The organism is Pseudoalteromonas sp. OF7H-1 (assembly GCF_022347825.1).
Classification (GTDB): domain Bacteria; phylum Pseudomonadota; class Gammaproteobacteria; order Enterobacterales; family Alteromonadaceae; genus Pseudoalteromonas; species Pseudoalteromonas maricaloris.
In genome coordinates, this window is record NZ_JAKRFX010000012.1 from 12,203 (window position 1) to 35,742 (window position 23,540).

Below are 23,540 nucleotides of genomic sequence, written 5' to 3' on the forward strand. Positions count from 1 at the left end.
TTGGCCTCACCTGTAACTTCCCCAAAGAATGAAATAGTTCATAAGTAGAATTTTCCATTAACTAAAATAGGAAAATTTACGATGAGAAAAAGCAAGTTCGCCGAAACCCAAATTGTCAGCATGATCAAGGAAACTGAGTCAGGTATTCCTGTGCCTGAAATCTGCCGTAAACATAGTATCGGCCAAAGTACATTTTACAAATAGCGCTCAAAGTATGGTTGTATGGAAGCGTCTGATGTTAAACGCCTCAAAGAGCTGAAGAAGAAAACCGTAAGCTAAAAGATATGTTTGCAACGCTTAGCCTAAAGCACTCGATGCTTGAGGATATCATCGCAAAAAAGCTGTAAAAACAAGTAGCCGCAGAGCTTGGGTAGAGCATTTTAGAGCTCAATTTAACGTCAGCGTCGTATTTGCTTGTGAAGTGGCTGGTCTAAGCCGCTCAGTTTTTTATTACAAACATAAACGACCGTTAGATAATGAAGTTATCGACGCATCACTTGCGCTGGTAGAGCGCAATCCTAGGTGGGGCTGCCTAAGCTATTCAAAAGGCTTCGCAATAAAGAGTAAAAAGCGTGTTGAACGTGTTTACAACATGCTAAAACTAAACTTAAGACGTAAGGGAAAGCACCGTGTTCCAACAAGAACACCTGAACCATTAAGTGCACTGGCACAACATAATGAATCGTGGTCAATGGACTTTATGAGTGATGCATTAAGCTATGGACATCGCTTTAGAACATTGAATGTACTCGATGATTTCAATCAACAAGCACTGGCGATTGAGGTCGATACAAGCTTAACTTCTGAACGAGTGATTAGGACACTAAAACAGATCATTGCTTGGCGCGGTAAACCAAAACAAATTAGAGTCGATAACGGCCCTGAGTTTACTTCCACTTCACTTGGAACTTGGGCTATGGGAAATAACATCAAGCTGGAATTTACAGAACCTGGCAGCCCTTATCAAAATGGTTTTGTGGAAAGGTTTAACCGAAGTTATCGTGAAGAAGTGCTCGATTTATACTTGTTTGAGTCACTGCAAGAAGTACGTGAAATCACTGATTAGTGGTTAGATATTTATAATTATGAGCGACCTCATGATTCACTTGGCGATATGACACCAATTGGTTATCTTGAGGCTGCATAAAATTCTATGAAATAGCTGTACTAAATTGGGTGGAGTTATAAAAATAGTGAAAGTGAGTGGTAATTTTATGGCTCAAGCGATTGGAAAAAAGAGGTATTTTACTCGGAAACTAACCGCCAATAGAAAAGCTCCACAGCGCGAAAAAAGACAAGTAAAAATAGACTCAACCAAGCAGCCGATTGAGTCTATTCTATTTATTAGCTTTGCCTTAACCCTTCACAAGGTTCCTGCTTAACCATTTTATTACTAGGATAATAGGTCGCCCATAGTACGATTAAACTTATGAAAATTGGTATTCCTACCAAACCAATCACATAGCTATTACCGTCGATAATCATTGATTTCGTGATCTGACTTATAACCCATAAAGACATAAGAATACCGAAAGCCAGCCCAGCGCCTAATTGAAGAGAAGCCTCTTTAAGAAACAATTTAATGACGTCTGAATTTTTGGCTCCTAACGCACGCCTCGTAGCAATTTCTTGCGTACGGATAATGATACTGTTTGAGGAAACGGCATAGATGCCACTTGCGGCTAGCATTAATGCGACAACGCCACACCAAAGAAAAATCGTATTTACTGCATTCACTAATAGCATCGGCTGTTTGATTAAACTTTGATAGCTTTGCACATGATATAGCGTCACCTCATTATCCATGCCATTTACAGCTTGCCTGAGAGCCGATTCTGCAGCATTAAGTGAGCCACTGTAGTGAATCACAATTTCCATGGTCCATCCTCTTAGATCCATTAATCCATAGCCAGTATGCCAAGCACTCGTCGATTGCATTGTTGGTCCATGAACACTATCAGACACAATTCCAACAATTGTTCGCCATTCTGTATGCCAGCCACCTTCATCAACCGTTCTTACTTTTTGACCAAGCGCATCATTGTTTGGAAATAACGCCTCTGCCATTGAAGCATTTATAATTGTTGGAGATTCTCCACTATCAACATCTCTCAGCTCGAAGCTTCTGCCTTCAATAATGTTCATACCAACGACTTGCCAAGCATCTCGGCTAACAACTTCAAAGTTCCACATTGGATTTTCATTATAAACAAGCGCTTCTCTACCTTGGATTTCAAAATGTGAACTCCCTCCGCCAGTGCCAGGTAAACTGGTAAAATATCCTACACCGTTGATGTTTGGCTGCTGTTCCAGTTTATCTTTGAGCTGATAATAAAAATCGTTTCTTTTTTTAAGCTCCGATGTTGGATAGCTAGTGCTGGGTAATTGAATAGTGGCAGTCAATCGCTGCTGTGTTTTTACCCCATAGTCTGCATTTTGAGCCGCATAGCCAGTGCTTAGAAGAAGCGTCGCAACGACTAACACAACTGAGGATAAGATGACTTCTGATATGACAAGCAACTTGTTCATTCTGCCAGCCTTTTTCCCAAGAGCACCTCTTGTTCCATCTCTTAGCACGGCATTAACATCTTGTGCCAATGCTCTCATTGCGGGAATAAAGCCGGTTACAAAAACCATAAAGATCACTGACAGTAATAGAACCAAAATTGCGTCCATTTCTAGTGACAACACCCACCAAAAAGGACGTTCTCCATTGACTGAAAATATCTCGTCTAACACTTCATTTGTAATGCTTGTACCGAAAGATGCGAATATAAAGGCAAGGATCGCACCCAAGCCACAAATGAATAAGCTTTCCCACAGCATTTGTAAGATCAATCTCTTTCTAGGGATCCCAAGAGAAATTCGAATTGCAACTTCTTTTGCCCTTTCATTCACTCGAGCCAAAAGCAAATTGCCAATGTTAATACAACTCAAGAATAATATCAGAACAACAACACAGGACATGGCGATAAATATGGGGTAGTGATGCGCAACACCGTCGTCAGTCATTTTAAAGTTAAAAACTCTGATATAGCCACCTGGAGAATCTGCTCGCCAACTAAACTCTTGCGGTAAAGCGAGGAATTGGCGTGTAACTAAGTTACCTACTTCTTTTTCAAACTGACTCAAAGAGACATCAGGCTTTAATCGAGCCACACCATTAAGCGAGTCTCGAAAGGCATCAGAAGGGTGAGTAGGCTCGAACTGGTTAACAGCTAATGGTTGCCAAACTTGAGCAAAGGCCGGAAATGAAAATCCAGCAGGCATCACGCCAATGACTTGTTTAGAAATGCCATTAACCTTAAGGTTCATGTTTAAAATATCATTACTTCGAGCAAAGTATTGGTCCCACAATTCGAAACTTATTACAACCACAGGCTCTGCGCCAATCTCATGATCTTCAGGGCTAAAACCTCTACCCAAAACTGGTTGAGTTTTCGCAACTTCAAAAAGATTCCAATCACTATGGCTAGAGTGAACTTTTATTGAACCTTGCCCATTGTTAATATTACTAATGGTTGATGTTCCCGTCCTATACAAGCTCATATTATCAATGAGTTTTGACTCTTGACTAATATAGTTCAAATGGAAAGGATCCGTTCTCTGCCCTCGCCCATGCGCTTCTCTATATTCACCTTCAATTGCAACGATTGGAGTGTCGCCATTTAACGTTAAAGGTTTAAATATTAACTGTGATAGAAGCGTATATGTATAAATAGAAAGCCCCAATCCTACCGCGACTATGAGTATCGACATTGATGAAAATAGTGGCTTTTTCAACAACCCCCTGAATACGTACTTTATATCAATCCAATAGTTCATATTCCGATCCCTTTAACGCATGAGCCCCTATTGATCCGATGTTATTTGATATGTCCCCTACAATTTCACCATCAAACACTTCTATTATACGTTGTGTTCTTTTCGCTGATGCAGGATCGTGAGTAACCATACATATAGTCGCGCCTTCTTTATTTAAAACCTCCAACAATTTCATCACCATTTCAGCGTTTTTCGAGTCCAAATTACCTGTCGGCTCATCAGCTAAGATAATAGAGGGATTACCTGCAATCGCTCTCGCGACTGCTACTCGTTGCTGCTGTCCTCCCGATAATTGAGATGGGTAGTGTTTTGCTCGGTGCGCCATATCTACTTTTTCTAACGCGGATACTACTGACTGTCTTCGCTGATCAGCGGTCAGGTCTGTTCGGTATGTTAATGGTAGCTCTACATTTTCTTCAATTGTCAAATCGCTAATCAGATTAAATGATTGAAAGACAAAACCAATTTCTTTATTTCTAATTCTAGCTCGCTCATCAGTATCAATATCAGATGCGTCATGACCTGCTAATTGGTACATTCCTTTCGTTGGCGTATCTAACAAACCAAGCAGAGAAAGTAATGTGGATTTTCCGCAACCAGAAGGTCCCGTAATGGCAATATACTCTCCAGAATATATTGTTAAGTTAATGTTTTTTAACGCATGGGTTTCTACTTCATCGGTATAAAAAACTTTGTCTAAAGATTCTAGTTTAACTAGAGTTTTATTCTTCTTACTCATTGGCTTTCCTAATTAATTTGAATACGTTCGTGTTGTTTCCAACCCGAGGCGTCTGAAACGATGACTTGGTCTCCTTCCTTCAAACCACCTTCTATTTGAATATACTGACTCGACATAAAACCAAAGTTCACTGGATGCTTTACCGCAAAATCTCCCGATGTTTCCAAAACATAAATTTCCATCTGACTAAAGCTATTAGCAAACATTGGCCTTCTAACAAACAATGTATTGGGAATGGTATTAATCTCTATGACCCCATCAACTGATAACTCAGGGCGAGCTTCTTTAGGTAATGCGCTCGTGAGTTCAATATCTACTTGAACGGACCCATTTGATACGATGGGGTCAATACGAAGTACACTGCCTTCTATTTTACTGCTTCGTGTATCGAGAATAGTGCGTTGGCCTACAACAACATCTTTTATCTGTTTTTCAGGAATTCTAAGTTCAGCAATAAAGATGTCACTTCTAGCCAGCAATGCCAAGTTGGTCCCTGCATTTACCTCCTGCCCAAGCTCAATAGGTACTTCTTGAATTATACTATCCATCGTTGCTGTCACTTTTAGACTATCTACTTGTTGAGCGTATCTATCTACAGCCTTTTGCATCATAGTTAATCGCGCTTCACTAGCTTCAATCTGTGCCGCTAAATTCTCTTTACGTTTCTCTAAACGCTGCTTTTCCAACATCCATTGTTGTTCATACTGCATCACATCCATTTTGACTTCCTCGAAGTCTATTTTCGAAATTGCATCGAACCCCTTTTCCAACAGTTCTTGTTGCGCATTTAAGGTAAGCTTACTGCGTTCAAAACCAAGCTTCTCATTCATTACTCTGATCTCTTGATCGAGTAACTCAGATTCCAACGCAACCTTTCTTGCTTGTACTTCTGATTGCAACGCTTGTAGTTCCCATTTAGCCTCTTCCATTTGTTGCGATAAATGAGGGTTACTAAGTTCCAAAATAAGCTCACCTTGCTTCACTACTGCTCCAGGCTTTTTAAGTATTCTTTCTACTCGTCCTGAAACACTCACCGCCATCCAACGCTTTTCCTTTGGTACCAGTACGCCTGTTCCCCTCACATTGATGTTCAGCTCACCTCTTTTTACACCATCAATTAACAAACTTTCCTTCTTAGCTAAGTAGGAGGCATTACTTGTATTTAACATAAACATGGTCGCTAAAGTGAGGCAGGTAACCATAACAAGGCCCCACTTAACTCGTCTGCTAACCCCTTTCTTGTTATCTTTTCGAACTATATCCATTACTTATCCTAAAAATTTGGAAATCATCGACCTTTAACATCCAATGTAGGTCTTTCAATGAGTTTTAATAAGACAAGAAAGGTAAAATAAACCGCGCTAAAAGTTTACAAAAGTTTGCATTTAACTCAGCGAGTTAACAGGTATAATGAGGACTAGGACTATCTAGGGAGGATGCTGTAGTTGAATATCAAACCCAAATTACTCATTATTGAAGACGAACCAGCCATTTTACGCGGATTAACCGACCTTTTCGTTTTTCACGGCTATGATGTACATAGTGAATCTGATGGTGTATTAGGGTTAAAATGCGCAATTCACGAAAATTATGCCTGCGTTATCCTTGATGTAATGCTTCCATCCATGAATGGTTTCGATATCTGTAATAATTTAAGGCAGTCGTCTCCTTCACAACCTATTTTAATGTTGACAGCTAAAAATAGTGAAGAAGACATCATCAACGGTCTTTCTTTAGGCGCTGATGACTATGTTGCAAAGCCATTTTCCACATCAGAGCTGGTATTGAGAGTTAATGCCCTTGTTCGTCGTTCGGGTTGGACAGGAGCAGAGCAAACGCTTGTATTAAGCCCTGATATCACAATCAACACGCAAACTTTAACGGGTAAGTTAGGAAACAATGAAACAAAATTTACACGTAGAGAAGTCGAGGTACTGTGTTACCTACATCGTCAAAAGCACCCTGTTTCTCGCGACGAACTGCTTAAAGAAGTGTGGGGTTATAAAGAGACTCGCGATATAGACACTCGTACGATTGATATACACATCGCAAAACTTCGAAAGAAAATTGAACATGATGCCAAATCTCCTCAATATTTAGTGACCCATCGTGGAGAAGGATACCAACTTCATGCTGATTAAGTGGCTAACCTCTAGTCGTGAGGCAAAATATACGCCTTTGAACTATCTTCAAGGTGTTAAAAAGCTTCGGGTGCTAACTAGCTTAATCACGCTGTTAATCATGATTCTTATGGCTCTGTTATTGTACTTTAGCTATCAATCTGCTCGAGAGTCTCAGCTAGATAGTTATCGCCAAGAAGCCCGTAATTTGATTCAAGTTACAAACACAAAACTGTTTCGAAAGCTCATAGCGCATGACTCTATTCCCGCTACTGCGTTCGACTATTACAGTTACTCATATAACTCACAGACTAATCAAACGGATAAATTACGTTCACCGTTAGTATCTCCGGCGACTCAACCAAACATTCCTGGGTTGGTTGGCTTTTTTCAAATAAATGCAGATCACCAATTTAGTAGCCCGATTTGGATCAAAGAAATTAATTTCTATGCTGGGATGGAACAACAAATAAATTCCACATCACCGTTTGAAAAAAAAGCCTTCGAAATACTGCAATTGGTTTCTCAATCATCGCGCATCAATGCATTATTGGGTAATAGCCTAAATCTCAAAAAGCAGCATTGGAATATCACATTTGATGTGCCTGATAACTTACTATTTTACAGAATAATAACTAACTCTAAGAGCGCCAAAATACAAGGTTTCTTAGTCGAAAGAACGCTCTACTTACAACGACACATTAATGATATTTTGGCGCTACGCAGCTTTTCTGACTCTGTGCTCGTGAAACTCACAGATAATGAGGGGAATGCCGGCGATGAATATTTCCTCTATCAAAAAACTGAAACGAATGAAGTCATCGTAAGTAATCCGGAACAAACAAATATCAACCTTCAGCAACAAATAATTGACTCGAGTACGCTAAAGTGGCCTTATTCGAATTACGATATATTAATTTCGACAAAAGCACTGCCTTTCTCGAAGAATATGTTTTTAGGAGGTGCTTTTCTTGCTGTACTCTTTAGCGCCTTACTTATTGGCTGCTTTGGTTTCTATAGACTTGGCCTTGAGCAACTGCAACTTGCTGAACAACGGTTAAACTTTGTTTCTTCTGTTAGTCATGAGTTAAAAACACCACTGACATCCATAAAAATGTACAGTGAGATGCTACAGGCTGGTATCGTACAATCGCCAACACATCAAGCTGAATACTATGACTTTATACACAGCGAAAGCGAACGGTTAAGTAGATTGATAGATAATATTTTACAACTTACAAAGTTGCATCACCAAAAGCAAACAGTTAAACCACAACCAGTTAGCGTTGCTGTTTTAATGGATATCATCCATTCAAAAGCATCCTCTTTGATGCTGAAACACAACTTTAAACAACATATAAGTACAGAGCTTGTTGCGCCTGAAGAAACCATGTTAAACATGGATTTAGATGCTTTTTCACAAATAATAATAAATATCACAGACAATGCGATTAAATTTTATGACCAAGCTAAGATTAACGACATAGAAAGACAAAAAGTCGATTTCATATTCCGTCGCCAATCCGGCCAAACAAATATGCTAGAACTAGAGATCCGCGATTATGGTGCAGGTATTACGGAATCCCAAGAAAAACGAATTTTCGAACTTTTCTACCGTGCTGGTAACGAGCTCACAAGAGCGACTCAAGGAACTGGAATTGGTCTGGCGCTTGTTCACGAGCTTGTCCATGCACATCGTGGGGAAGTCTTAGCGGTTCGCAGAAACCCAGGCTTAGCAATCAATATCACTTTTCCAATCCCCCCCATTCATTAATGTATTAAGTAATCTGAGCTGCGGGTGATTAAGGCAAATTTTAAATACAATAAGTTTGCTCATTCTTCATCCAATCTCAAGTTAAGTACTAGAATGCAGCCCAATACTAACAACACACCCACTCCAATACAGCGCATAAACTCAACTTGATTTGATAAGTTAAAATCAAAATACTACTCATTTATGCACCTAAATAGGAAAAAGTAGATATTTTTTTCGTTCCACCTTTGACAATTATTAATATACAGCTAACTTTGTTACCAACCTGTTTCAAAGGTTAATTTTAAAATAATTATAAATAGGAACAATAAGATGAAAAAAACACTACTTACTTTGTCCATCATGTCGACGTTTGGTGCTACTACCGTTTTTGCACAAGATGCAACGTATCAAGGCGCAGCCGTGGATGCCGAAATTGCAAATACCTGCATCGTGCGTTTTAAAGATGATGTTTCAAAGTTTGATGTTGAAGGTAAAGCGCGTGGCATGGTCGCAAAAGCGAATGCACAAGCGAAGCATGTCTATAAAAATACCATTAAAGGCATGGCCGTGAACATGAGCTGTGACAAAGCTAAATCCGCGTTTGCAGGAAATAGCGATGTGATGCGCTTTACTCCCGATGGTAAAGTGTATGCAAGCCCGACAAAAGCAAAGGGAAAACCAGGTGGTGGTAGTAACCCACAAACAACACCTTGGAGCGTAACGCGTGTTGGCGGTCCCGTGAATGGCAACGGTTATACCGCTTGGGTGATTGATACCGGTATCGACTTAGATCATCCAGATTTAAACGTTGACGCAAGCCGCGGTTTCTCTGCTTTTTCTAGCGGTAGAAATGCAGGTATGGACGACGGCAACGGCCACGGCACACACGTAGCGGGTACGATTGGCGCGCTCGATAACGATATTGATGTAGTGGGTGTTGCAGCGGGCACCACTGTAGTTCCAGTAAAAGTGTTAGATGCTCGTGGCTCAGGCAGCTGGTCAGGTGTTTTAGCTGGTGTCGATCACGTTGCGGTCAATGCAAGTCCTGGCGACTGCGCAAATATGAGCTTGGGTGGCGGCTTCAACCAAGAGCTAAATGATGCTGTTGAAAGCGCAGCTCAACAATCTGGTGCTTTCTTTGTGGTAGCCGCTGGTAACGAAAGCCAGCACGCGGCAAATGTATCTCCAGCTAGTGCTTCACACAACCGTGTATTCACTATTTCAGCGACCGATTCAAATGACCGTTTTGCAAGCTTTTCAAACTATGGCAACCCACCTGTAGACTATGCAGCTCCTGGTGTTGGCATTTTATCACTGAAAAATGGTGGCGGAACAACAACGATGTCAGGCACTTCAATGGCTTCACCTGCGGCCTGTGCTGTGATCATGATGCGAAATGGTAACCCAGGTACTGATGGTAAAGCATCGAACGATCCTGATGGCAATGCAGATAGCATCGTTCATCTTTAATATGGCTTAGAGAGCACCTAATGGTGCTCTTCTCCTCTTCCGAATCCCCTTCCCTGCTCAATAAACTATTGTTACAAATAAAGACGCCCTATTCTGGAGCTGATGCTTAGTATGTTGCTAAACTGAGCACAACAATAACAATCAAATTAACTGGAATCGCTATGTCATTACAAAAATGGGGAGGTGTCGCAGCACTCACAGAAGCCGCGACTTATTTATTTGGTTTTGTTTTATTTTTTGGGGTGCTGGACTCTAGTGAGCACAATACGCCAGCGTTATATCTAGATTTTTTTGTGCAAAATCGCGATACCTTTTTTCTTGGTTATATCGTGATTGGGATTATTTTCAGTTTTTCCCTGATTGTGTTGGTGCAAGCAATTCATCAACGCTTTAACACAATGTCACCTGACTGTATGAAGTTTGCTAGTGTAGTTGGCTATATTTGGGCGGCGATTGTCCTTGCCAGTACCATGGTTTTTTTAACCAGCATTGAAGCGATTGCAAAATTTCATGAGCTGGATCCGGCGCTTGCATTAACGATCAATCGCACCATCTCAATAGTGGTAGATGCACTTGGCGGTGGCATTGAATTGGTCGGCGCGATTTGGGTGCTGGCAATCAGTTGCGTCGGTCTCAAACATAAAATATTTAGCCCACAGCTTCATTATTGGGGTTTGCTTGTGAGTCTAGCAGGGGTTTTAACTTTACTTTCTGGTTTATCTTTCCTAGCCAAAAATCCATTCTTTGAGATTACTACGGCTATATTTGGTCTCGGACAAATCCTATGGTTTATTGGATTAGGCGTGATGCTATTGAGGAGTAAAACATCATCAGAGGTTGCTCCCGACTAAGTTAGGCACAACCACTGCTGGAGTAATATCCCCAAGAGGCGATTGAAAAGTTATCGCCACAACCACGCGTTTACTCAGGTTCTGGCAGCACAGGAGGCGTACTATCCATATAAGTCAAAAAGTTAGCCCAAAGAGTATGGGTTCTGGTTTTTACTAATTCCTTACGACATTCAAGTGCCATCACACCGCGAATAGTACCTTCTCGCCATTGGGTATATACCGCGCCGCAGTGTGCATCGAGATAGCTTTGCCACGCCAACTGCGAGGCTTTAATCGCTTCTACCAGTTGCTCATCAAAAGCATTATGTTCAAGGCTTTTTTGGTAGTAACGTTCAAGTGTTTCAGTTCTGACGTTAAGCTCGCTCATTGCACACTCGTTGATGTCTATGGTTGAGATAGGGTTTTCACATACACCTCCTCCCGCCAACGCGATTTGGCAATTTAATAAAAACAATGCAGCCGCTATTAATCTCATGGTATTTCCTTTTGTGTTTAACCTTTAATGAGTTTCAACATGTTACCGATGGAATCGAGGTTAATTCCACCCATCAGCTCTGGATTATTCAACGCATAGAGGTAATCTTCTATCAGGGTGCAATCAATCTCGTCACGCAGTTCAACAAACCCAGCCCAATTTTCGAGGTCATCTTCGTCGATTTCACCGCTGAGATATTTTGCTAATACCACACTTAACATCGCCTTGCTAATGGCAAGCGATACTGCGCTGTTATCGCTCAATAGGATATTTAACGCCTGCGCTTTGTGTGTGCCGAATGTAACAAATTCGGCCAGTGCTTGTTGCTTATTCATGATTTTTTCTCCAGCTCTGCGACCAAAGCAAATAACTCACTCAGCCCAGCTTGCTGATGCTCGACTTCTTGCGCCGCAAAGCCTAAGCGAATATGACTTAAACTACTAGCCTTATCGAGGGTAAATTCAGGCTCACATTGTACGTAAATCCCTTTTTCAAGCGCTTTTTCAGATAACCTCGAGACGTCGCGTTTGCTGTTTACCCAATACGCCATGCCGCCTTGTGGCATTTCAAAGTCGATATCTAATTTGGCTTTAAGCTCACTAAGGTGCTGCCCCATCGCCTGATGGCGTACTTGATAGGCTTTGGTCATGCGGTGTAAATGGCGCTCAAATCCGCCCTCTTCCATCCAGTAAGCCACAGCCAACTGGGTAAGGGCATCATTCTTGTGATTAAGTAGCTGTTTACGTGCCACCAATTGCGCGAGCACATCTGCCCGTGCACTCATATAGCCCACACGAGCACCGGCAAACATGATTTTTGAGAAGGTAGAAATATAAATCACAATACCACTTGGGTCGCTTGCCGCCATAGGCTGCAACGGCGGGCAGAGATAATGAAACTCATGGTCGTAATCGTCTTCAATAATAAACACGCCATACTGCTGGCACAGCTGATAAATCGCCATGCGCCTCGGTACAGATAAAGTCACTGTAGTTGGATATTGATGCAGTGGCGTTAAATACAACAACTTCACCTTATTTTGTTCAAGGCAGCGCGCCAAGGCTTCCACTTTAATGCCTTCTGCGTCTTGTGCTAAAGCAAAAATTTCAGCACCTGCATTGGTAAAAGTATGCCGCGCAGGTGGATAACCAAGCATCTCGATGGCAACACCATCACCTGGATTAATAAATGCATTTGCCACCAATGAGAGTGCTTCTTGGGAGCCATTACAAATCAGTAAATCATCACATACTAGCCCCCTTGCTCGGCGCAAATATGCCTGAATTTGGGATTTCAGTAACTCGCACCCCGCAATGTCTGAATAGTGAAAATGACTGACATTGGTTTTGCGACACGCCTTTACCAAAAACCGCTTAAACTCATCATAGGGAAAAGCATGAAGATCTGGTAAGCCTCCTGCAAAACTATAGCGGTAGGCTTTACGCTTAGTGCTGCTTACTGGTGCCAGTGTTTTAGCAAATTGCGGTACGATTTGTGGTGTAGAAGGCACCTCTGAAGTTATCTGTTGGCTACTGAAAATAGGCAGTTCAGTATTGACTCGATAGCCGCTACGCTCTTTAACCACCAGCCAGCCTTCAGCTACCAAGTTTTGTAGGGCATTCATCACCGTGTGCCGATTCATACCATGTAACTCAGCCAGCTTTCGGGCGGAAGGAAGTTTGTCACCGGGGGTGAGTTTACCTTCGGTAATGGCGCAGCGTAAAACATCTGCTAAGCGTTTATGTTTAACATCTTGAGACTGTGTTTTTGGGCTAATAGAAATCAAAACTGGTCTAATTAAATTATTAAATCTGGTTGTTTTATATCAACCAAAATCAGCGCAATATGCAAGCATTAAAAACACAGAATGAATGGAATATTGATGCTTTCAAAACAAACGCTAGAATCCAATCGCGTTAAGCTCACCCCACTTGAAGCCGCGCATTTACCTGAGTTATTGGCTCGAGGCAAGAAAACCGAGATCTGGAAGTGGGTATTTAATAATTATTGTCGCGATCAAAAAACCATAGAGCAATGGTTTTACGGCTCTGCGCAGTTTGACGAAAGCGAACAGCTTGTTGTTGCAATCATAGACAAAGACTCAGATAAACTGGCTGGTAATAGCCGCTTGTTTAGACTTGATAAACTCAACCTAAGTGCCGAAATCGGCCATACTTTTATTGGTACTGAATTTCAACGCACGCACGTTAATACCCACGCCAAGTACCTGTTGCTCAAATATGCCTTTGAAGCGATTGGACTGGTGCGTGTGCAATTTCAAACGCATGAATGTAATCATAAGTCTCGTAATGCCATCGCACGCCTAGGTGCCCATTTTGAGGGCTTGTCGTTAAAAGATAGACGCCTGCCTGACGGAAGTTATCGTAATACGGCACGATTTGCCATCACCGACGAGATGTGGCCTGAAGTGAAAGCGAGGTTGGAGGAAAAGTTATGAGCTACCCAAGAAACTACTACGTTGAAAGCAATCCAAACATACTCAGCTCTGTGATCACAAAACACCCGCTGGCAACGCTGACGGTGATACAGGAAGGCAAGATAAAGACGGTTTTTGTACCGCTAACATTAAGTGATGACCATGCTTATTTGCTCGGACACGCTACAAAAGATAACCCGATTTTCCACACAGTCGGTGTTATTCAAGCTGTTTTCCACTGTGAAGATCATTACCTCTCACCCGCAGTTATCCCTGACATTAAGCTCCCCACGTGGTTGTACGCAAATGTGATAGTTGAAGGTGAACTCGCGCTTATTACTATTGACGATGAAAAATACGCGTCAATGCAAGCGCAAATAACGCATTTTGAGCGGTTTTCAAATAGTGATTGGCAGCTTGATAGCGTGCCTGCCAATCAACGCCAATCGCTGTTTAACGCCATTAACTTTTTCAAGATTAAAATCAATACGATGCATGGCGCTTTTAAGTTAAGCCAAAACCAGTCGAGTGATATTCGCGAAAAAATCAAAATACATTTACAGCCGCTAAAACCTGCGATGCACAGCTCACTTGTATAAATACAGTGACAGAAGTTTAATTTTTCGTTACCTTTTCCTATAATGCAAATCTACACGTTACGTTATCTTTCATTAAATAAGCTTTGGACAAGAGCAAATTATGGAAGGTTTTAACTACTTATTACTGACTTTATTTTATGGAGAAAATAATGAAAATATTACCTATTTTAGCATCGTTGCTCATCCTCAGTGGTTGCGCAACAACAGATTATTCAAAAATAAAAATAAGCACTGCATCACTGTCCAATCTAGAAGTTGAAGAAGTTGGCAACTTACAGCAAAGAAAACATGAAATTAAGGTTTCTTTCGATTACGCTATTGAAAATTTCAGCCCAGAAAACAAGCTATATACTTGCTCAGTTTTGTTTGCCAATATTGATGGAACCTCCGTAACTAGCTTCAGAGGTACAAGCCACCCTTGCATTCTTAACAATACGACTGGAAGCGTTTCTATTACTTGGCCTACACCTGTAGATATAAGCCGCAATGCACCTAAAATGGTACTATCAAAACTGAAGTATCCAATTGAATACTTTGTTGCAATTCATCAAAAAACAGGCAAAAATTCAAGCGAATTGATTGGCCAGTCTAAACCCTTAACAAGCAAACTATAACCCTCTAGACTGGAGTCAAAGTGCAGCATGTCAGCTTTGTGCTCCAGCCAATCACTTTTTGCATCAACGGAAAACACAGGTTAATAGACTTTGTGATCACACTAAAAATCTCGCGTATCTAAAGTCAACAACTGAAAACCTCCTGTCCACTCCCCTTGCGAATGCTAAACGTACAAATCTTTAAAGTATTCAAGCTCATATTGCATTCATGGTTAAGATGCTTCAATGGTAAAATCAGCAAGCAATTTCTATTTCCATGCGTTATTTCAAAAACCTAATAACAAAATTTATTTTGATGATGCAGAAGTGGCCGGGCCTGATGGCCGTGCTGGCTTTTTGTAGCGGTATCGCGAGCTTTATTTTAGTTGAACGTAAAGAGTCGTTTTCACAGATCATCGCTCTGCTTTTACTCACCAGTTGGCTGTGGCTTATTATTGATAACTGGCTTCGAGACCAAGTGGAGCAACGTTTTGGTATTGTGTTGTCACCCAACTTCATGCGCTTTGCCCTACAAATGGTGCAACAGGAAAGTCTATTCTTCGCACTGCCTTTTTTCTTGGCTGCCACAACATGGAATCATCCACAGGCCGCGTTTACCTGCTTAATTGCACTCTGCGCGTTGATCTCCGTTGTGGACCCGATATATTACAAAAAGCTAGCCCGGCACAATGTGCTGTTTATGGTATTCCATAATTTTGCTTTGTTTGTTGTGATTTCAGTTACGCTACCAATTTTGCTTCACCTGACAACCGATCAAAGTATACAAATAGCGCTAGTCACCGCCATTATTCTTACCCTACCGAGTCTTGGCAATGTTATGCCACACGCAAAATGGTGGCGTTTTCCCTTATTGGCTCTGCTGCTAAGTGCACTTAGCGCTGGTTTGTGGCAGCTACGTAGCTGGGTTCCCCCTGCGGCCTTACGACTCACCGACATAGCACTGGCTTATGAGGTTGATAGGCAACAACGAAAGCCAATGAACAGTATCCAACACCTCGATACCCATTCGCTTCACGAACAAGGCTTATACAGTTGGAGTGCGGTAAAAGCACCTCGAGGACTAAACGAAAAAATCTTTCACGTATGGGTACACAACAAACAAGTGGTTGACCGAATCCCCTTAAATATTAGCGGTGGACGCGAGGAAGGCTATCGTGCTTGGAGCCATAAAACCAACTTTCCCGCCGACTCAACAGGTAAGTGGGAGGTGCATGTTGTCACCAATTCAGGACAACTGATTGGCCTTACAAAATTTACTGTCTCTCCTTAGGAAAGTTTTAAGGAATTACAATCAATTATCGACACCGAAGCGCGGTGATCGCTTTATTATGATATGGTTAAGCGCCTCTTTTTTAACTCAAGGAAGTCTATGACTGATTTTTCCGTTTTACCGGACGAAAACTCAAAGCGATTTGTTGCTGTGCTCAATAAAAAAGTTGAACTTGGTCGGCTTTTTAATGCGCTTGGCCATATGAGCGCTGGGCTCATTGACCAAATTGGTAATACCGATGAGCTCTGTTTTTTACCGTACCAAGACAAAGATGGCGGCATTCACCCATCGATTTCGCACTACCCATTTATTGTGCTTAAAGCAGATAACAGTAATAAAATCAGAAAAATGCGAGCAGAGCTTGTGACTCGTAACATCCCCTTTACCGATTTTACAGATACCATGATTGTTGGCACATCCGAACAGCAAGTAAGCGCCACCGCAGAAACACCTGAACAAGACTTAGAGTACTTTGGCATTTGCATGTTTGGCGATAGCACAGAGCTTAAAGAATTTACTGGGAAATTCAGTTTGTTTAAATAATCTGGGGCTTATTTTTGGTATTACTGATTTTGTTATAGTTTAGATTTAATTTATGAAACGATTTTCAAGTATCGCGCTGGTCATTGTTGTATTACTAGTCACCCTAAATATGAGTAATTTGCCTTGGGAATTAAGATTTGCGGCTCCTCAGCATAATTACCTTTTCGTTATGATACTGGCCATCATCTTACCCGCTTCTGTGTTGCTGTGGTCGTTATTTCGACACACCAAGTTACTCAAAGTGTCTGGCTTCTTAGTCACTTTGGCAGCAGCAGTGCCGAGTTTCATCGTATTCATCTTTGCTGCTGGTGATTATTCCGAGATCAAACGAAGCGGCGTCGACCACTCCTTTGTCGAACTTAATCGACTAAACGTCAATGACGATAACTATGTGCTTTACCGAACCGACCGAGGAGCCACCACCTCATATGGTTTAGTTTTACGCTTAGAGCGAGAAATCGGATTTGGTATTCATGCAGTAAAGGTCGTTCATAGCAAATACAAAGCCGCAGAAGGTCAGCTGGAGTTGCTTTCTGAGAGCCAATTAAAAATGCAGATCCAGCCTTACGATACGCAAGACAAAATGGAAGTCGTGGTGTTAGATATTTAAAATGCTTTCAAGGCCGCAGCGTAAAGCACATGATAAAAGCGACAAAATCGCAGTGTAAAACAGCTCCTACTGCGTAGCGTAAATAGGCTTGTAGGAGGCGATTCACTCGCCGAGCAGTTTATGTTTTCCAACGAATTTTTGACGAAGAAATCCCCTCATCTCACCAGCCAAAAATCCAATATAAAAACAACAAAATTGCTGTGTGAAACATCTCCTACCTCAAGGTGAAACCAAGCAAAAAGCCGATACTGGCTTTTTGCTCTTCGTATTTAACACTGTTAAATAATTGTCTTACGGGTTCTTAGGCGATTAAAGTTAACGTAAACCTTTTTACCACAGTCTAATTTAACTGTGAAACCCGAATGCTCCTCTTTGATTTCAATGAGTTTTTCATAATTCTCTTGGAAGTAGGTCTTCGTCGGGATGGATGCGTCTTTAAAGCTGATAAACGCGCCGTATGCCCCTTCAATAGTGGTGTCGCGGCTAACTTCAATCCAATCAAGTGCACGGTTTACATAGCGGTATACTGGATTTGCTTGACCAAGGCGTTTGCTGTCGTAACTACCGTCGTATTTTAACTCGGTATTCCACCAAGTTTGGTATTGAATGGTGTACTGCGCAGTAGTATAAGGAAAGGCAACACGCTTCTTAGCATCATCACACGTATCATTGGCATAAAACTTACCCGAAATGGCTCCTAAAGTGACGTAACTAAATAGTCCAAGTGGGGCATTTTGTGCAAACAGTAAAGGCGATGTGAGTGAACGCAATAGCGCCAACTTGCCTTGTTCGGTAAGGCCAGACTCACGCACTAGCTTTGAGGTGATCTTGTGTGGCGCTGGGGCATCAAAATCTGGTGTAAATGGTTCCCCATCCAGGCTTGCAGCTAACGTTCCTTTTAATCCCAGTTTTTTGAGATTAGCCAAGGAGTTTCGTGACCAGTCAGACATCAATGCTTCACTATAATTCTGCTTGGTGTCCGTGCCCGTCACCTGCACTTTAGCAGCAGGAAAATACCGCTTAGCAAACTGAACCAGCGCCTTTTCGGAGCCTTGCCAATAGCCGTACATAGTGCTTGGGTGCGCTAACGCTTTTTCGTAACCAGATGATTTTTCACACTCGCTAACATCTGGTATGGCGTTGATTTTTAGGTTAGTACCAACTAAGTTCTCGGTATCCTTTCCCGTATCGTTAATCGCATCTTCCCACTGGCCGAGCAGCTGCCAAGTTGCTAAGTCTGTAGAGCCAACCGCCTCATTATTCCAGTTAATTTCAAAGCGGTGGATTTCGTCAGGTAGCTCAAAAGCTTTGACTCTAAACTCCGTTACGATTCCATAACTTAACGCCCCGCCTCCGCGTAGCGCCCATAAGATATCTTCGTTTTCAGTTTCAGATACCTCAACTCTCGAGCCATCTTGCAAAATAACAGTCGCACCAACGAGTGACTCACAGCACATCCCCTTTGCTCGCGTCCACGGGCCCCAACCACCGCCTTGAATATACCCAGCTAACCCAACCGTGGCACAGGTACCGTGTGGAATGGTTAACGGCGGAATATCTTTATAACCAGATTCTGCAAGCTTTGGGACTAATTGATAAAAGCGATAGCCAGAGCCAATATGAGCGATATAGTCATCACCTTCTTTCTCAATGGAGAAGTCTTTTAAACCGCTTAAATCCAGTAGCACCACATCTGTGCCGCTACACTCCCCTTCGTGATCATGGCCGCCAGAGCGCACCCGAATGGGTAAGTTAAACGCTATCGCCTCTTGATAGGCGCGCATTACATCATCGGTGTTATTACACATCACAATCACCGAGGGCGAGAACTGAAATCGTGTGTTAAAGATAAGCGCTTTAGCTTGATATTCTCTAAAGCCCTCCATCGAAGTATCCCCCGTTGGTAATAAAGTAAGCAACTGCTTCGCAGAAAAGCCATGCTTGCTTTCTAACGCGAGTATAAATCCTTGTGTCGCGCGCCAATAGCGGTCGATACGCTTTTGTGCTTCTTCTAACTGATATTCAGGGATTGGTTTATTGGATTGTTTAGGCATTATTGTTTCCTTGCGCTGTGCTATTTCCACATGGACAGTCGTCCACTTTGTTACCCGTAATGGCTTCGGCGAGATCTTGTATCGCCGGTGCGAGATCTTTTTTATCAATATTGACTTTAATGAGGTACGGCTTACATGAGTTTTCATGAAGCGCAGCAAAAACCTCATTTAGATCCGCGACGGTCTCTACATTCAAATATTCAACAGAATACGCATTCGCTAATGATTTATAGTCCCAACGATGCAGATCATCAAATGGTGCAAATGCGCCCGCAGGAGTAAACGCACAGATATCAACGAACGACTGCTCAATTGCATACACTTGGTTACTCATTACAAACACTGCAGTATTGAGTTTGTTATGGCTAATGGTAGACAGTGTTTGGCACATCATCATAAACCCACCGTCGCCGGCAACCACTACACTACGCCGATTGTCAGCCAAGGCTGTGCCGAGTGAACAACCGGTTTCATGACCTAACGACCCCCAAGCAGCGTCACTAATAAAGCGACTTTCTTCAATGCCAGTTAAACGAGCCGCCATATAAAGCGAAGAGCTCTCACCTAAAATAAGGTTGCAGTCACGCACCTTTTGACATTGGGCTAGCTGCTTTTGGTATGTGCAAAAGAAGTTTTCGTAGCTGATGGTATCGCAATCCTGTACGGGACTTTTCAAATAGGGATTTTCCGGCAACGAGCAAAGCGCATGATGCTGCATCGGGTAATGCTCGGCATACACCGTTAAATCATCAATAAACTGTGCTAAATCGATACCACTAAAACGCTCGCAGTTACCAATTCTTGCTTCGCCCATATTCACGCGGATCAATTCGTTACCTTGCGTTTTTAACATGGTCAGGTAATCGTCGGTGAATATCGCGCCCAACGCTAAAATGCAATCTCGTTTACTAACAAAATCAAATGTTTCAGGCCATGATGCTTCACCCGCATAGGTGCCAACAAACAACTCCTTCCCAAGCCCTTGCGCCTCACTTAATACTGATTTGGCTAGCGTGGTCGTGGTATACGGAATATTGAGGTTACAGAGCAAGTTCTCAACTTCCCTTTGTATGCCAAGCCGCGTTATCTCAATGCCTAATAATACCAATGGCTTCTCAGCCTCTTTGAGTCGGTTGATTACTTTATCGAGTAAACTTGCCATCATCGCAGGATTAGAAGCCGGTTTTGGGATCACTAAATGGCCATCTGGTTTATCACAAGCTGCGCCCCACACGTTTTGCCATGCTTCTAGATAAATAGGCCGCTTTTCACTCATGGCAAGGCGTAACGCATTATCAATAATCTCAGGAGCAGAAGCAGGATCCGAAAGAATTTCACTGGCGACAGTGACATTTTCAAACACCTTTTTATCAGCGCTATAGTCGCCGGTAGAGTGATGAAATAACACGCCTGTTTCTTCAATATCTACACGGTTTTCAGCCGATGGGCTTGCCGATATAACGACAACAGGATTACGCTCGACATAAGCGCCGGCGATCGCGTTTAATACACTGAACGTGCCAACGCCGTATTGCACCGACACCGCGCCAATTCCACGGTATCTTGCATATCCATCCGCCGCATAGCCTGCCCCTAGCTCGGTTACATCACCTATTGCATCAATACCAGGAAAGTTATCAAGAGCAGTCATAAATTCTTGCACATAGTCACCAGGCACTTGAAACACCTTATCAAGGCCCAACTGCTTTAACCGCCACAGTAAATGGTCAGCAACCGTAAAATTAGCGGTACTCATGATTAATACCTCGATAAGCGAACTCAGTGACTTCGTCTAGCGTGTCTGAGCTAGCATTTGGTTGTTGCGCTGAATGCTGACACGAGCAGTCACCTTTACGGCAATCTACTGGTAAGTAGTTATGGTGTGACTCAAGCCACTGTTCATACTGGACTTTGTCTTTGGATAACCAATTAGGCGTTGGTAAAGCAAAGAACTCAGCCAATGTTGATTCAGCCGTATTTAACGCTCCTTCAACCCAGCCTTGTTCATAGGAGTACGCTTCGCCAACAATATAGATTTCTTCACTCGCAACCGGGTGGCGCATTCTGCACATGATCTCATCGAGACGATAATTGGCTTTCCACTCATGCCAGCCACCGCCATAAGGATCATCCCCCCACTCTTGGTAGATTGCAGAATATGGCATTGGGAGTGCTTTTTGATTATGTAACGCTTGAATTTGGCGATGTGCCGCTTCAACCATCCCGGTGGTAATTTGATACTGGTTTTTAGGTACTATCTCATTTTCGGTATAACCTTGTGCACCATAGGCTGGCATATAGCCTTGGTAATGCTCGCCCTTTTCTAAACCTTTCCAGTAAGGAATAGTGCCAATATCATTGTAAGAAGCCATTAGCAGCGAGTTGGTATTGGGCTCACCATAGGTGTGCTCTACTTTACATACCTGTTCGCCTTTTTCGTTGGTCTCGTATTCAAGGCATGCTTTTTGATCGCATTCCGTGCCCATGTAATAAGTTTGACGGATTGGTAAGTCAGTGACAGAGCGACCAGCAACAAGGCCTAAACTGCGCCACCAAGGTTGCTCGTATGCCATAAACATCTTAATCGCTTTTTGGATAAGTACAGATGGAATGTTTTCTTTCAACCAAGGGTCGTCAAAGAACGGCGATTCAATTAGCTCAAGCGAGCGCCTTGGCATAGCCAAAATAAGCCGCTTCACTTTAACGCTGTACGCTGGAGCATCTTTATCAACCACTTTCCCACTGCTATTCACTTGTGTTGGTTGAAAAGTGAGTTCATAACGATACTCGCCACAATGGTGCAGCTCAATTTTTGCAAGTCGATGCAACATGTTAACGCGCTTACAGCGGTCAAGGCAGCCCGGTGCCGCAGCAAACTCTTCACATAACTTCAGCGGTAACGCCTGAAAACCATCTTTTAGGGTCTTAAATACCGTATCATCGCTATATTCAGTGGCAGGCAACTGAGTAACCGCACTGGCATTCGCCACATTAGCATCGTAGCCCCCCGCTTCTTTCATAAACAGGTATGCTTCGTTACTCAACACATGCTCAAGCAAGTTCCAAAAGCCAAAGCGCCAGATTTCCTTGCCAAACACTTTGACTTTCATCTGCTCTGCAAGAGACATATCGGCAAAGCCCGGGCAGATGAGGTTCATGACCTTAACTTGAAGATCTTCCGGTCCATAGCCTCGCTCTGTTTCTTCAAGCTGGTATGGGATTTTATCTGGACACTCGGCGAAATCACGATATCTAAAATATTGTCCGCGCAGGTAAAAGAGGTTGTTTTCACTGCCTGCTTCAGGAGAGCTTTCTGCATTTGAGGGGTATAAAGGCAGCTTTGAGCCCATAGGAAAGTCTTTGGTTTGGAGTTTTAGCTCATCCACCAGCGTACTCACCATCACATGATCGTCAGGAATAAAGCGCATTCCACCAAGCTCAGCCACAACGTTGGGCAACCCTGGAAGCGTGCGACTGTACAAACGACCACCGATACGATCGCTATACTCAAATAAGCCTATGCGATGTGTATCACCAAGCTCTTGTTGAAGACGCCATGCACTATAGACACCTGAAACACCGCCACCCACAATGGCAATATCTAGTTCTTTATTCATTTTAATATGCTCCTTTAAGCTATTACTTTAAAAGCATATTTAAGGGTCGTGATTTTATCTATTACACCGAGTTACAAGCGATTACAGAGACATTACAGCAACTGCAAAAACCACTTTTCACTAAACAAGCATAGATATGTAACCCAATGTTTTTAGCCAAAATGCTTAGCTAATCGCATTTATTTTGATTAACGCAAATGCCGTGCAAACGGCAATGACTCAACTCGGTGAAGAAATCTGCATAGTCCTACTGATTTCTTATTCCGCCTAAAAGATGTTTATTAATTAAACAAGTCACTTAGCATGATCTTGGTTTTCTTTTTCACCAATTGGCGCTGACTCGATTAAAACAATTGAAATGAAAGTTTCACAAAAAAACTTCTAAAAAACTCAATTTTTACGCAAACAAACATTGACCTTACCACCGTGGCAATCTTTACAGTTATTTAACTTGGCAGATTCATCCTTAAGGTGAAGTTGACTTTTTATTAACCTCACTTTGTTAGTAGGGCATGGAAATTAATTACTTCGTGCGTTACCGCTTTGGCACATGCTTGTCG

The 23,540-nt window shown here is 42.4% G+C and carries 19 protein-coding genes and 1 pseudogene; 11 read left to right on the forward strand and 9 right to left on the reverse strand.

The window, feature by feature from the left end; translation table 11 throughout:
- Window positions 1–81: 81 nt before the first annotated feature.
- Window positions 82–1,147 (forward strand): annotated as a pseudogene (locus MHN30_RS15120) (IS3 family transposase).
- Window positions 1,148–1,344: 197 nt separating this feature from the next.
- Here the strand turns inward: MHN30_RS15120 and MHN30_RS15125 are convergent.
- From MHN30_RS15125 to MHN30_RS15135, 3 genes are read right to left on the reverse strand one after another with little or no spacing between them, the layout of a single operon-like run.
- Entirely contained in the window at window positions 1,345–3,783 is a 2,439-nt protein-coding gene (locus MHN30_RS15125; RefSeq protein ID WP_239360185.1) for an FtsX-like permease family protein, read from the reverse strand.
- A 25-nt stretch (window positions 3,784–3,808) separates the two neighbouring features.
- On the reverse strand, window positions 3,809–4,564 hold the full coding sequence (locus tag MHN30_RS15130) for an ABC transporter ATP-binding protein (protein ID WP_130165899.1): 756 nt from the start codon (window positions 4,562–4,564) through the stop codon (window positions 3,809–3,811).
- A gap of 8 nt (window positions 4,565–4,572) precedes the next feature.
- Window positions 4,573–5,829: an HlyD family efflux transporter periplasmic adaptor subunit gene (locus MHN30_RS15135; RefSeq protein ID WP_130165898.1), complete on the reverse strand. Its 1,257-nt coding sequence runs from the start codon at window positions 5,827–5,829 to the stop codon at window positions 4,573–4,575.
- Between the two features lie 180 nt (window positions 5,830–6,009).
- Here MHN30_RS15135 and MHN30_RS15140 point away from each other — a divergent pair, with 180 nt between their 5' ends.
- From MHN30_RS15140 to MHN30_RS15155, 4 genes are all read left to right on the forward strand, one after another.
- Window positions 6,010–6,705, forward strand: a complete 696-nt coding sequence (locus tag MHN30_RS15140) for a response regulator transcription factor (protein ID WP_165384138.1) — start codon at window positions 6,010–6,012, stop codon at window positions 6,703–6,705.
- The gene (locus MHN30_RS15145; protein WP_130165897.1) at window positions 6,695–8,458 is read left to right on the forward strand and encodes a histidine kinase dimerization/phospho-acceptor domain-containing protein; all 1,764 of its coding nucleotides are present in this window, start codon (window positions 6,695–6,697) and stop codon (window positions 8,456–8,458) included. Before MHN30_RS15140 ends, MHN30_RS15145 begins: the two co-directional genes overlap by 11 nt.
- Before the next feature lie 312 nt (window positions 8,459–8,770).
- A complete protein-coding gene (locus MHN30_RS15150; protein ID WP_130165896.1) occupies window positions 8,771–9,910 on the forward strand; it encodes a S8 family serine peptidase in 1,140 nt (379 codons plus the stop codon).
- Between the two features lie 161 nt (window positions 9,911–10,071).
- Window positions 10,072–10,761, forward strand: coding sequence for a DUF4386 family protein (locus MHN30_RS15155; RefSeq protein ID WP_239360186.1), 690 nt, complete (start codon window positions 10,072–10,074; stop codon window positions 10,759–10,761).
- 70 nt (window positions 10,762–10,831) lie between these two features.
- On the opposite strand, the gene MHN30_RS15160 is transcribed toward MHN30_RS15155, so the two are convergent.
- From MHN30_RS15160 to MHN30_RS15170, 3 genes are read right to left on the reverse strand one after another with little or no spacing between them, the layout of a single operon-like run.
- Entirely contained in the window at window positions 10,832–11,236 is a 405-nt protein-coding gene (locus tag MHN30_RS15160) for a lysozyme inhibitor LprI family protein (protein ID WP_039496655.1), read from the reverse strand.
- Between the two features lie 17 nt (window positions 11,237–11,253).
- On the reverse strand, window positions 11,254–11,571 hold the full coding sequence (locus tag MHN30_RS15165) for a hypothetical protein (protein WP_130165894.1): 318 nt from the start codon (window positions 11,569–11,571) through the stop codon (window positions 11,254–11,256).
- Window positions 11,568–13,022: a PLP-dependent aminotransferase family protein gene (locus tag MHN30_RS15170; RefSeq protein WP_239360188.1), complete on the reverse strand. Its 1,455-nt coding sequence runs from the start codon at window positions 13,020–13,022 to the stop codon at window positions 11,568–11,570. The genes MHN30_RS15165 and MHN30_RS15170 overlap by 4 nt, the downstream gene beginning before the upstream one ends.
- Before the next feature lie 96 nt (window positions 13,023–13,118).
- Between MHN30_RS15170 and MHN30_RS15175 the strand changes: the two genes are divergently transcribed.
- The 6 genes from MHN30_RS15175 (at window position 13,119) to MHN30_RS15200 (ending at window position 17,309) form a co-directional block, all read left to right on the forward strand.
- Window positions 13,119–13,694, forward strand: a complete 576-nt coding sequence (locus MHN30_RS15175) for a GNAT family protein (RefSeq protein WP_045988419.1) — start codon at window positions 13,119–13,121, stop codon at window positions 13,692–13,694.
- A complete protein-coding gene (locus tag MHN30_RS15180) occupies window positions 13,691–14,272 on the forward strand; it encodes an FMN-binding negative transcriptional regulator (protein WP_130165892.1) in 582 nt (193 codons plus the stop codon). Before MHN30_RS15175 ends, MHN30_RS15180 begins: the two co-directional genes overlap by 4 nt.
- A gap of 149 nt (window positions 14,273–14,421) precedes the next feature.
- The gene (locus tag MHN30_RS15185) at window positions 14,422–14,886 is read left to right on the forward strand and encodes a hypothetical protein (RefSeq protein ID WP_130165891.1); all 465 of its coding nucleotides are present in this window, start codon (window positions 14,422–14,424) and stop codon (window positions 14,884–14,886) included.
- 256 nt (window positions 14,887–15,142) lie between these two features.
- On the forward strand, window positions 15,143–16,156 hold the full coding sequence (locus tag MHN30_RS15190) for a DUF5924 family protein (RefSeq protein ID WP_205992136.1): 1,014 nt from the start codon (window positions 15,143–15,145) through the stop codon (window positions 16,154–16,156).
- A 99-nt stretch (window positions 16,157–16,255) separates the two neighbouring features.
- A complete protein-coding gene (locus MHN30_RS15195) occupies window positions 16,256–16,699 on the forward strand; it encodes a DUF2000 domain-containing protein (RefSeq protein WP_130165890.1) in 444 nt (147 codons plus the stop codon).
- Window positions 16,700–16,751: 52 nt separating this feature from the next.
- The gene (locus MHN30_RS15200) at window positions 16,752–17,309 is read left to right on the forward strand and encodes a hypothetical protein (protein WP_130165889.1); all 558 of its coding nucleotides are present in this window, start codon (window positions 16,752–16,754) and stop codon (window positions 17,307–17,309) included.
- 278 nt (window positions 17,310–17,587) lie between these two features.
- On the opposite strand, the gene MHN30_RS15205 is transcribed toward MHN30_RS15200, so the two are convergent.
- The 3 genes from MHN30_RS15205 to MHN30_RS15215 are packed head-to-tail and all read right to left on the reverse strand — an operon-like array spanning window position 17,588 to window position 22,980.
- Window positions 17,588–19,363: an FAD-dependent oxidoreductase gene (locus MHN30_RS15205; protein WP_130165888.1), complete on the reverse strand. Its 1,776-nt coding sequence runs from the start codon at window positions 19,361–19,363 to the stop codon at window positions 17,588–17,590.
- Window positions 19,356–21,119: a thiamine pyrophosphate-binding protein gene (locus MHN30_RS15210; RefSeq protein ID WP_239360191.1), complete on the reverse strand. Its 1,764-nt coding sequence runs from the start codon at window positions 21,117–21,119 to the stop codon at window positions 19,356–19,358. The genes MHN30_RS15205 and MHN30_RS15210 overlap by 8 nt, the downstream gene beginning before the upstream one ends.
- Entirely contained in the window at window positions 21,106–22,980 is a 1,875-nt protein-coding gene (locus MHN30_RS15215; RefSeq protein ID WP_239360193.1) for an FAD-dependent oxidoreductase, read from the reverse strand. Before MHN30_RS15215 ends, MHN30_RS15210 begins: the two co-directional genes overlap by 14 nt.
- Between the last annotated feature and the right edge of the window lie 560 nt (window positions 22,981–23,540).

Bases quoted from the DNA above. Each gene is read 5' to 3' on its own strand.
- MHN30_RS15210 (WP_239360191.1), bottom strand. From the start codon at position 21,119: ATGAGTACCGCTAATTTTACGGTTGCTGACCATTTACTGTGGCGGTTA.
- MHN30_RS15215 (WP_239360193.1), bottom strand. From the start codon at position 22,980: ATGAATAAAGAACTAGATATTGCCATTGTGGGTGGCGGTGTTTCAGGT.
- MHN30_RS15200 (WP_130165889.1), top strand. From the start codon at position 16,752: ATGAAACGATTTTCAAGTATCGCGCTGGTCATTGTTGTATTACTAGTC.
- MHN30_RS15160 (WP_039496655.1), bottom strand. From the start codon at position 11,236: ATGAGATTAATAGCGGCTGCATTGTTTTTATTAAATTGCCAAATCGCG.
- MHN30_RS15190 (WP_205992136.1), top strand. From the start codon at position 15,143: ATGCGTTATTTCAAAAACCTAATAACAAAATTTATTTTGATGATGCAG.
- MHN30_RS15145 (WP_130165897.1), top strand. From the start codon at position 6,695: ATGCTGATTAAGTGGCTAACCTCTAGTCGTGAGGCAAAATATACGCCT.
- MHN30_RS15205 (WP_130165888.1), bottom strand. From the start codon at position 19,363: ATGCCTAAACAATCCAATAAACCAATCCCTGAATATCAGTTAGAAGAA.
- MHN30_RS15135 (WP_130165898.1), bottom strand. From the start codon at position 5,829: ATGGATATAGTTCGAAAAGATAACAAGAAAGGGGTTAGCAGACGAGTT.
- MHN30_RS15130 (WP_130165899.1), bottom strand. From the start codon at position 4,564: ATGAGTAAGAAGAATAAAACTCTAGTTAAACTAGAATCTTTAGACAAA.
- MHN30_RS15155 (WP_239360186.1), top strand. From the start codon at position 10,072: ATGTCATTACAAAAATGGGGAGGTGTCGCAGCACTCACAGAAGCCGCG.
- MHN30_RS15175 (WP_045988419.1), top strand. From the start codon at position 13,119: ATGCTTTCAAAACAAACGCTAGAATCCAATCGCGTTAAGCTCACCCCA.
- MHN30_RS15195 (WP_130165890.1), top strand. From the start codon at position 16,256: ATGACTGATTTTTCCGTTTTACCGGACGAAAACTCAAAGCGATTTGTT.
- MHN30_RS15150 (WP_130165896.1), top strand. From the start codon at position 8,771: ATGAAAAAAACACTACTTACTTTGTCCATCATGTCGACGTTTGGTGCT.
- MHN30_RS15180 (WP_130165892.1), top strand. From the start codon at position 13,691: ATGAGCTACCCAAGAAACTACTACGTTGAAAGCAATCCAAACATACTC.
- MHN30_RS15165 (WP_130165894.1), bottom strand. From the start codon at position 11,571: ATGAATAAGCAACAAGCACTGGCCGAATTTGTTACATTCGGCACACAC.
- MHN30_RS15185 (WP_130165891.1), top strand. From the start codon at position 14,422: ATGAAAATATTACCTATTTTAGCATCGTTGCTCATCCTCAGTGGTTGC.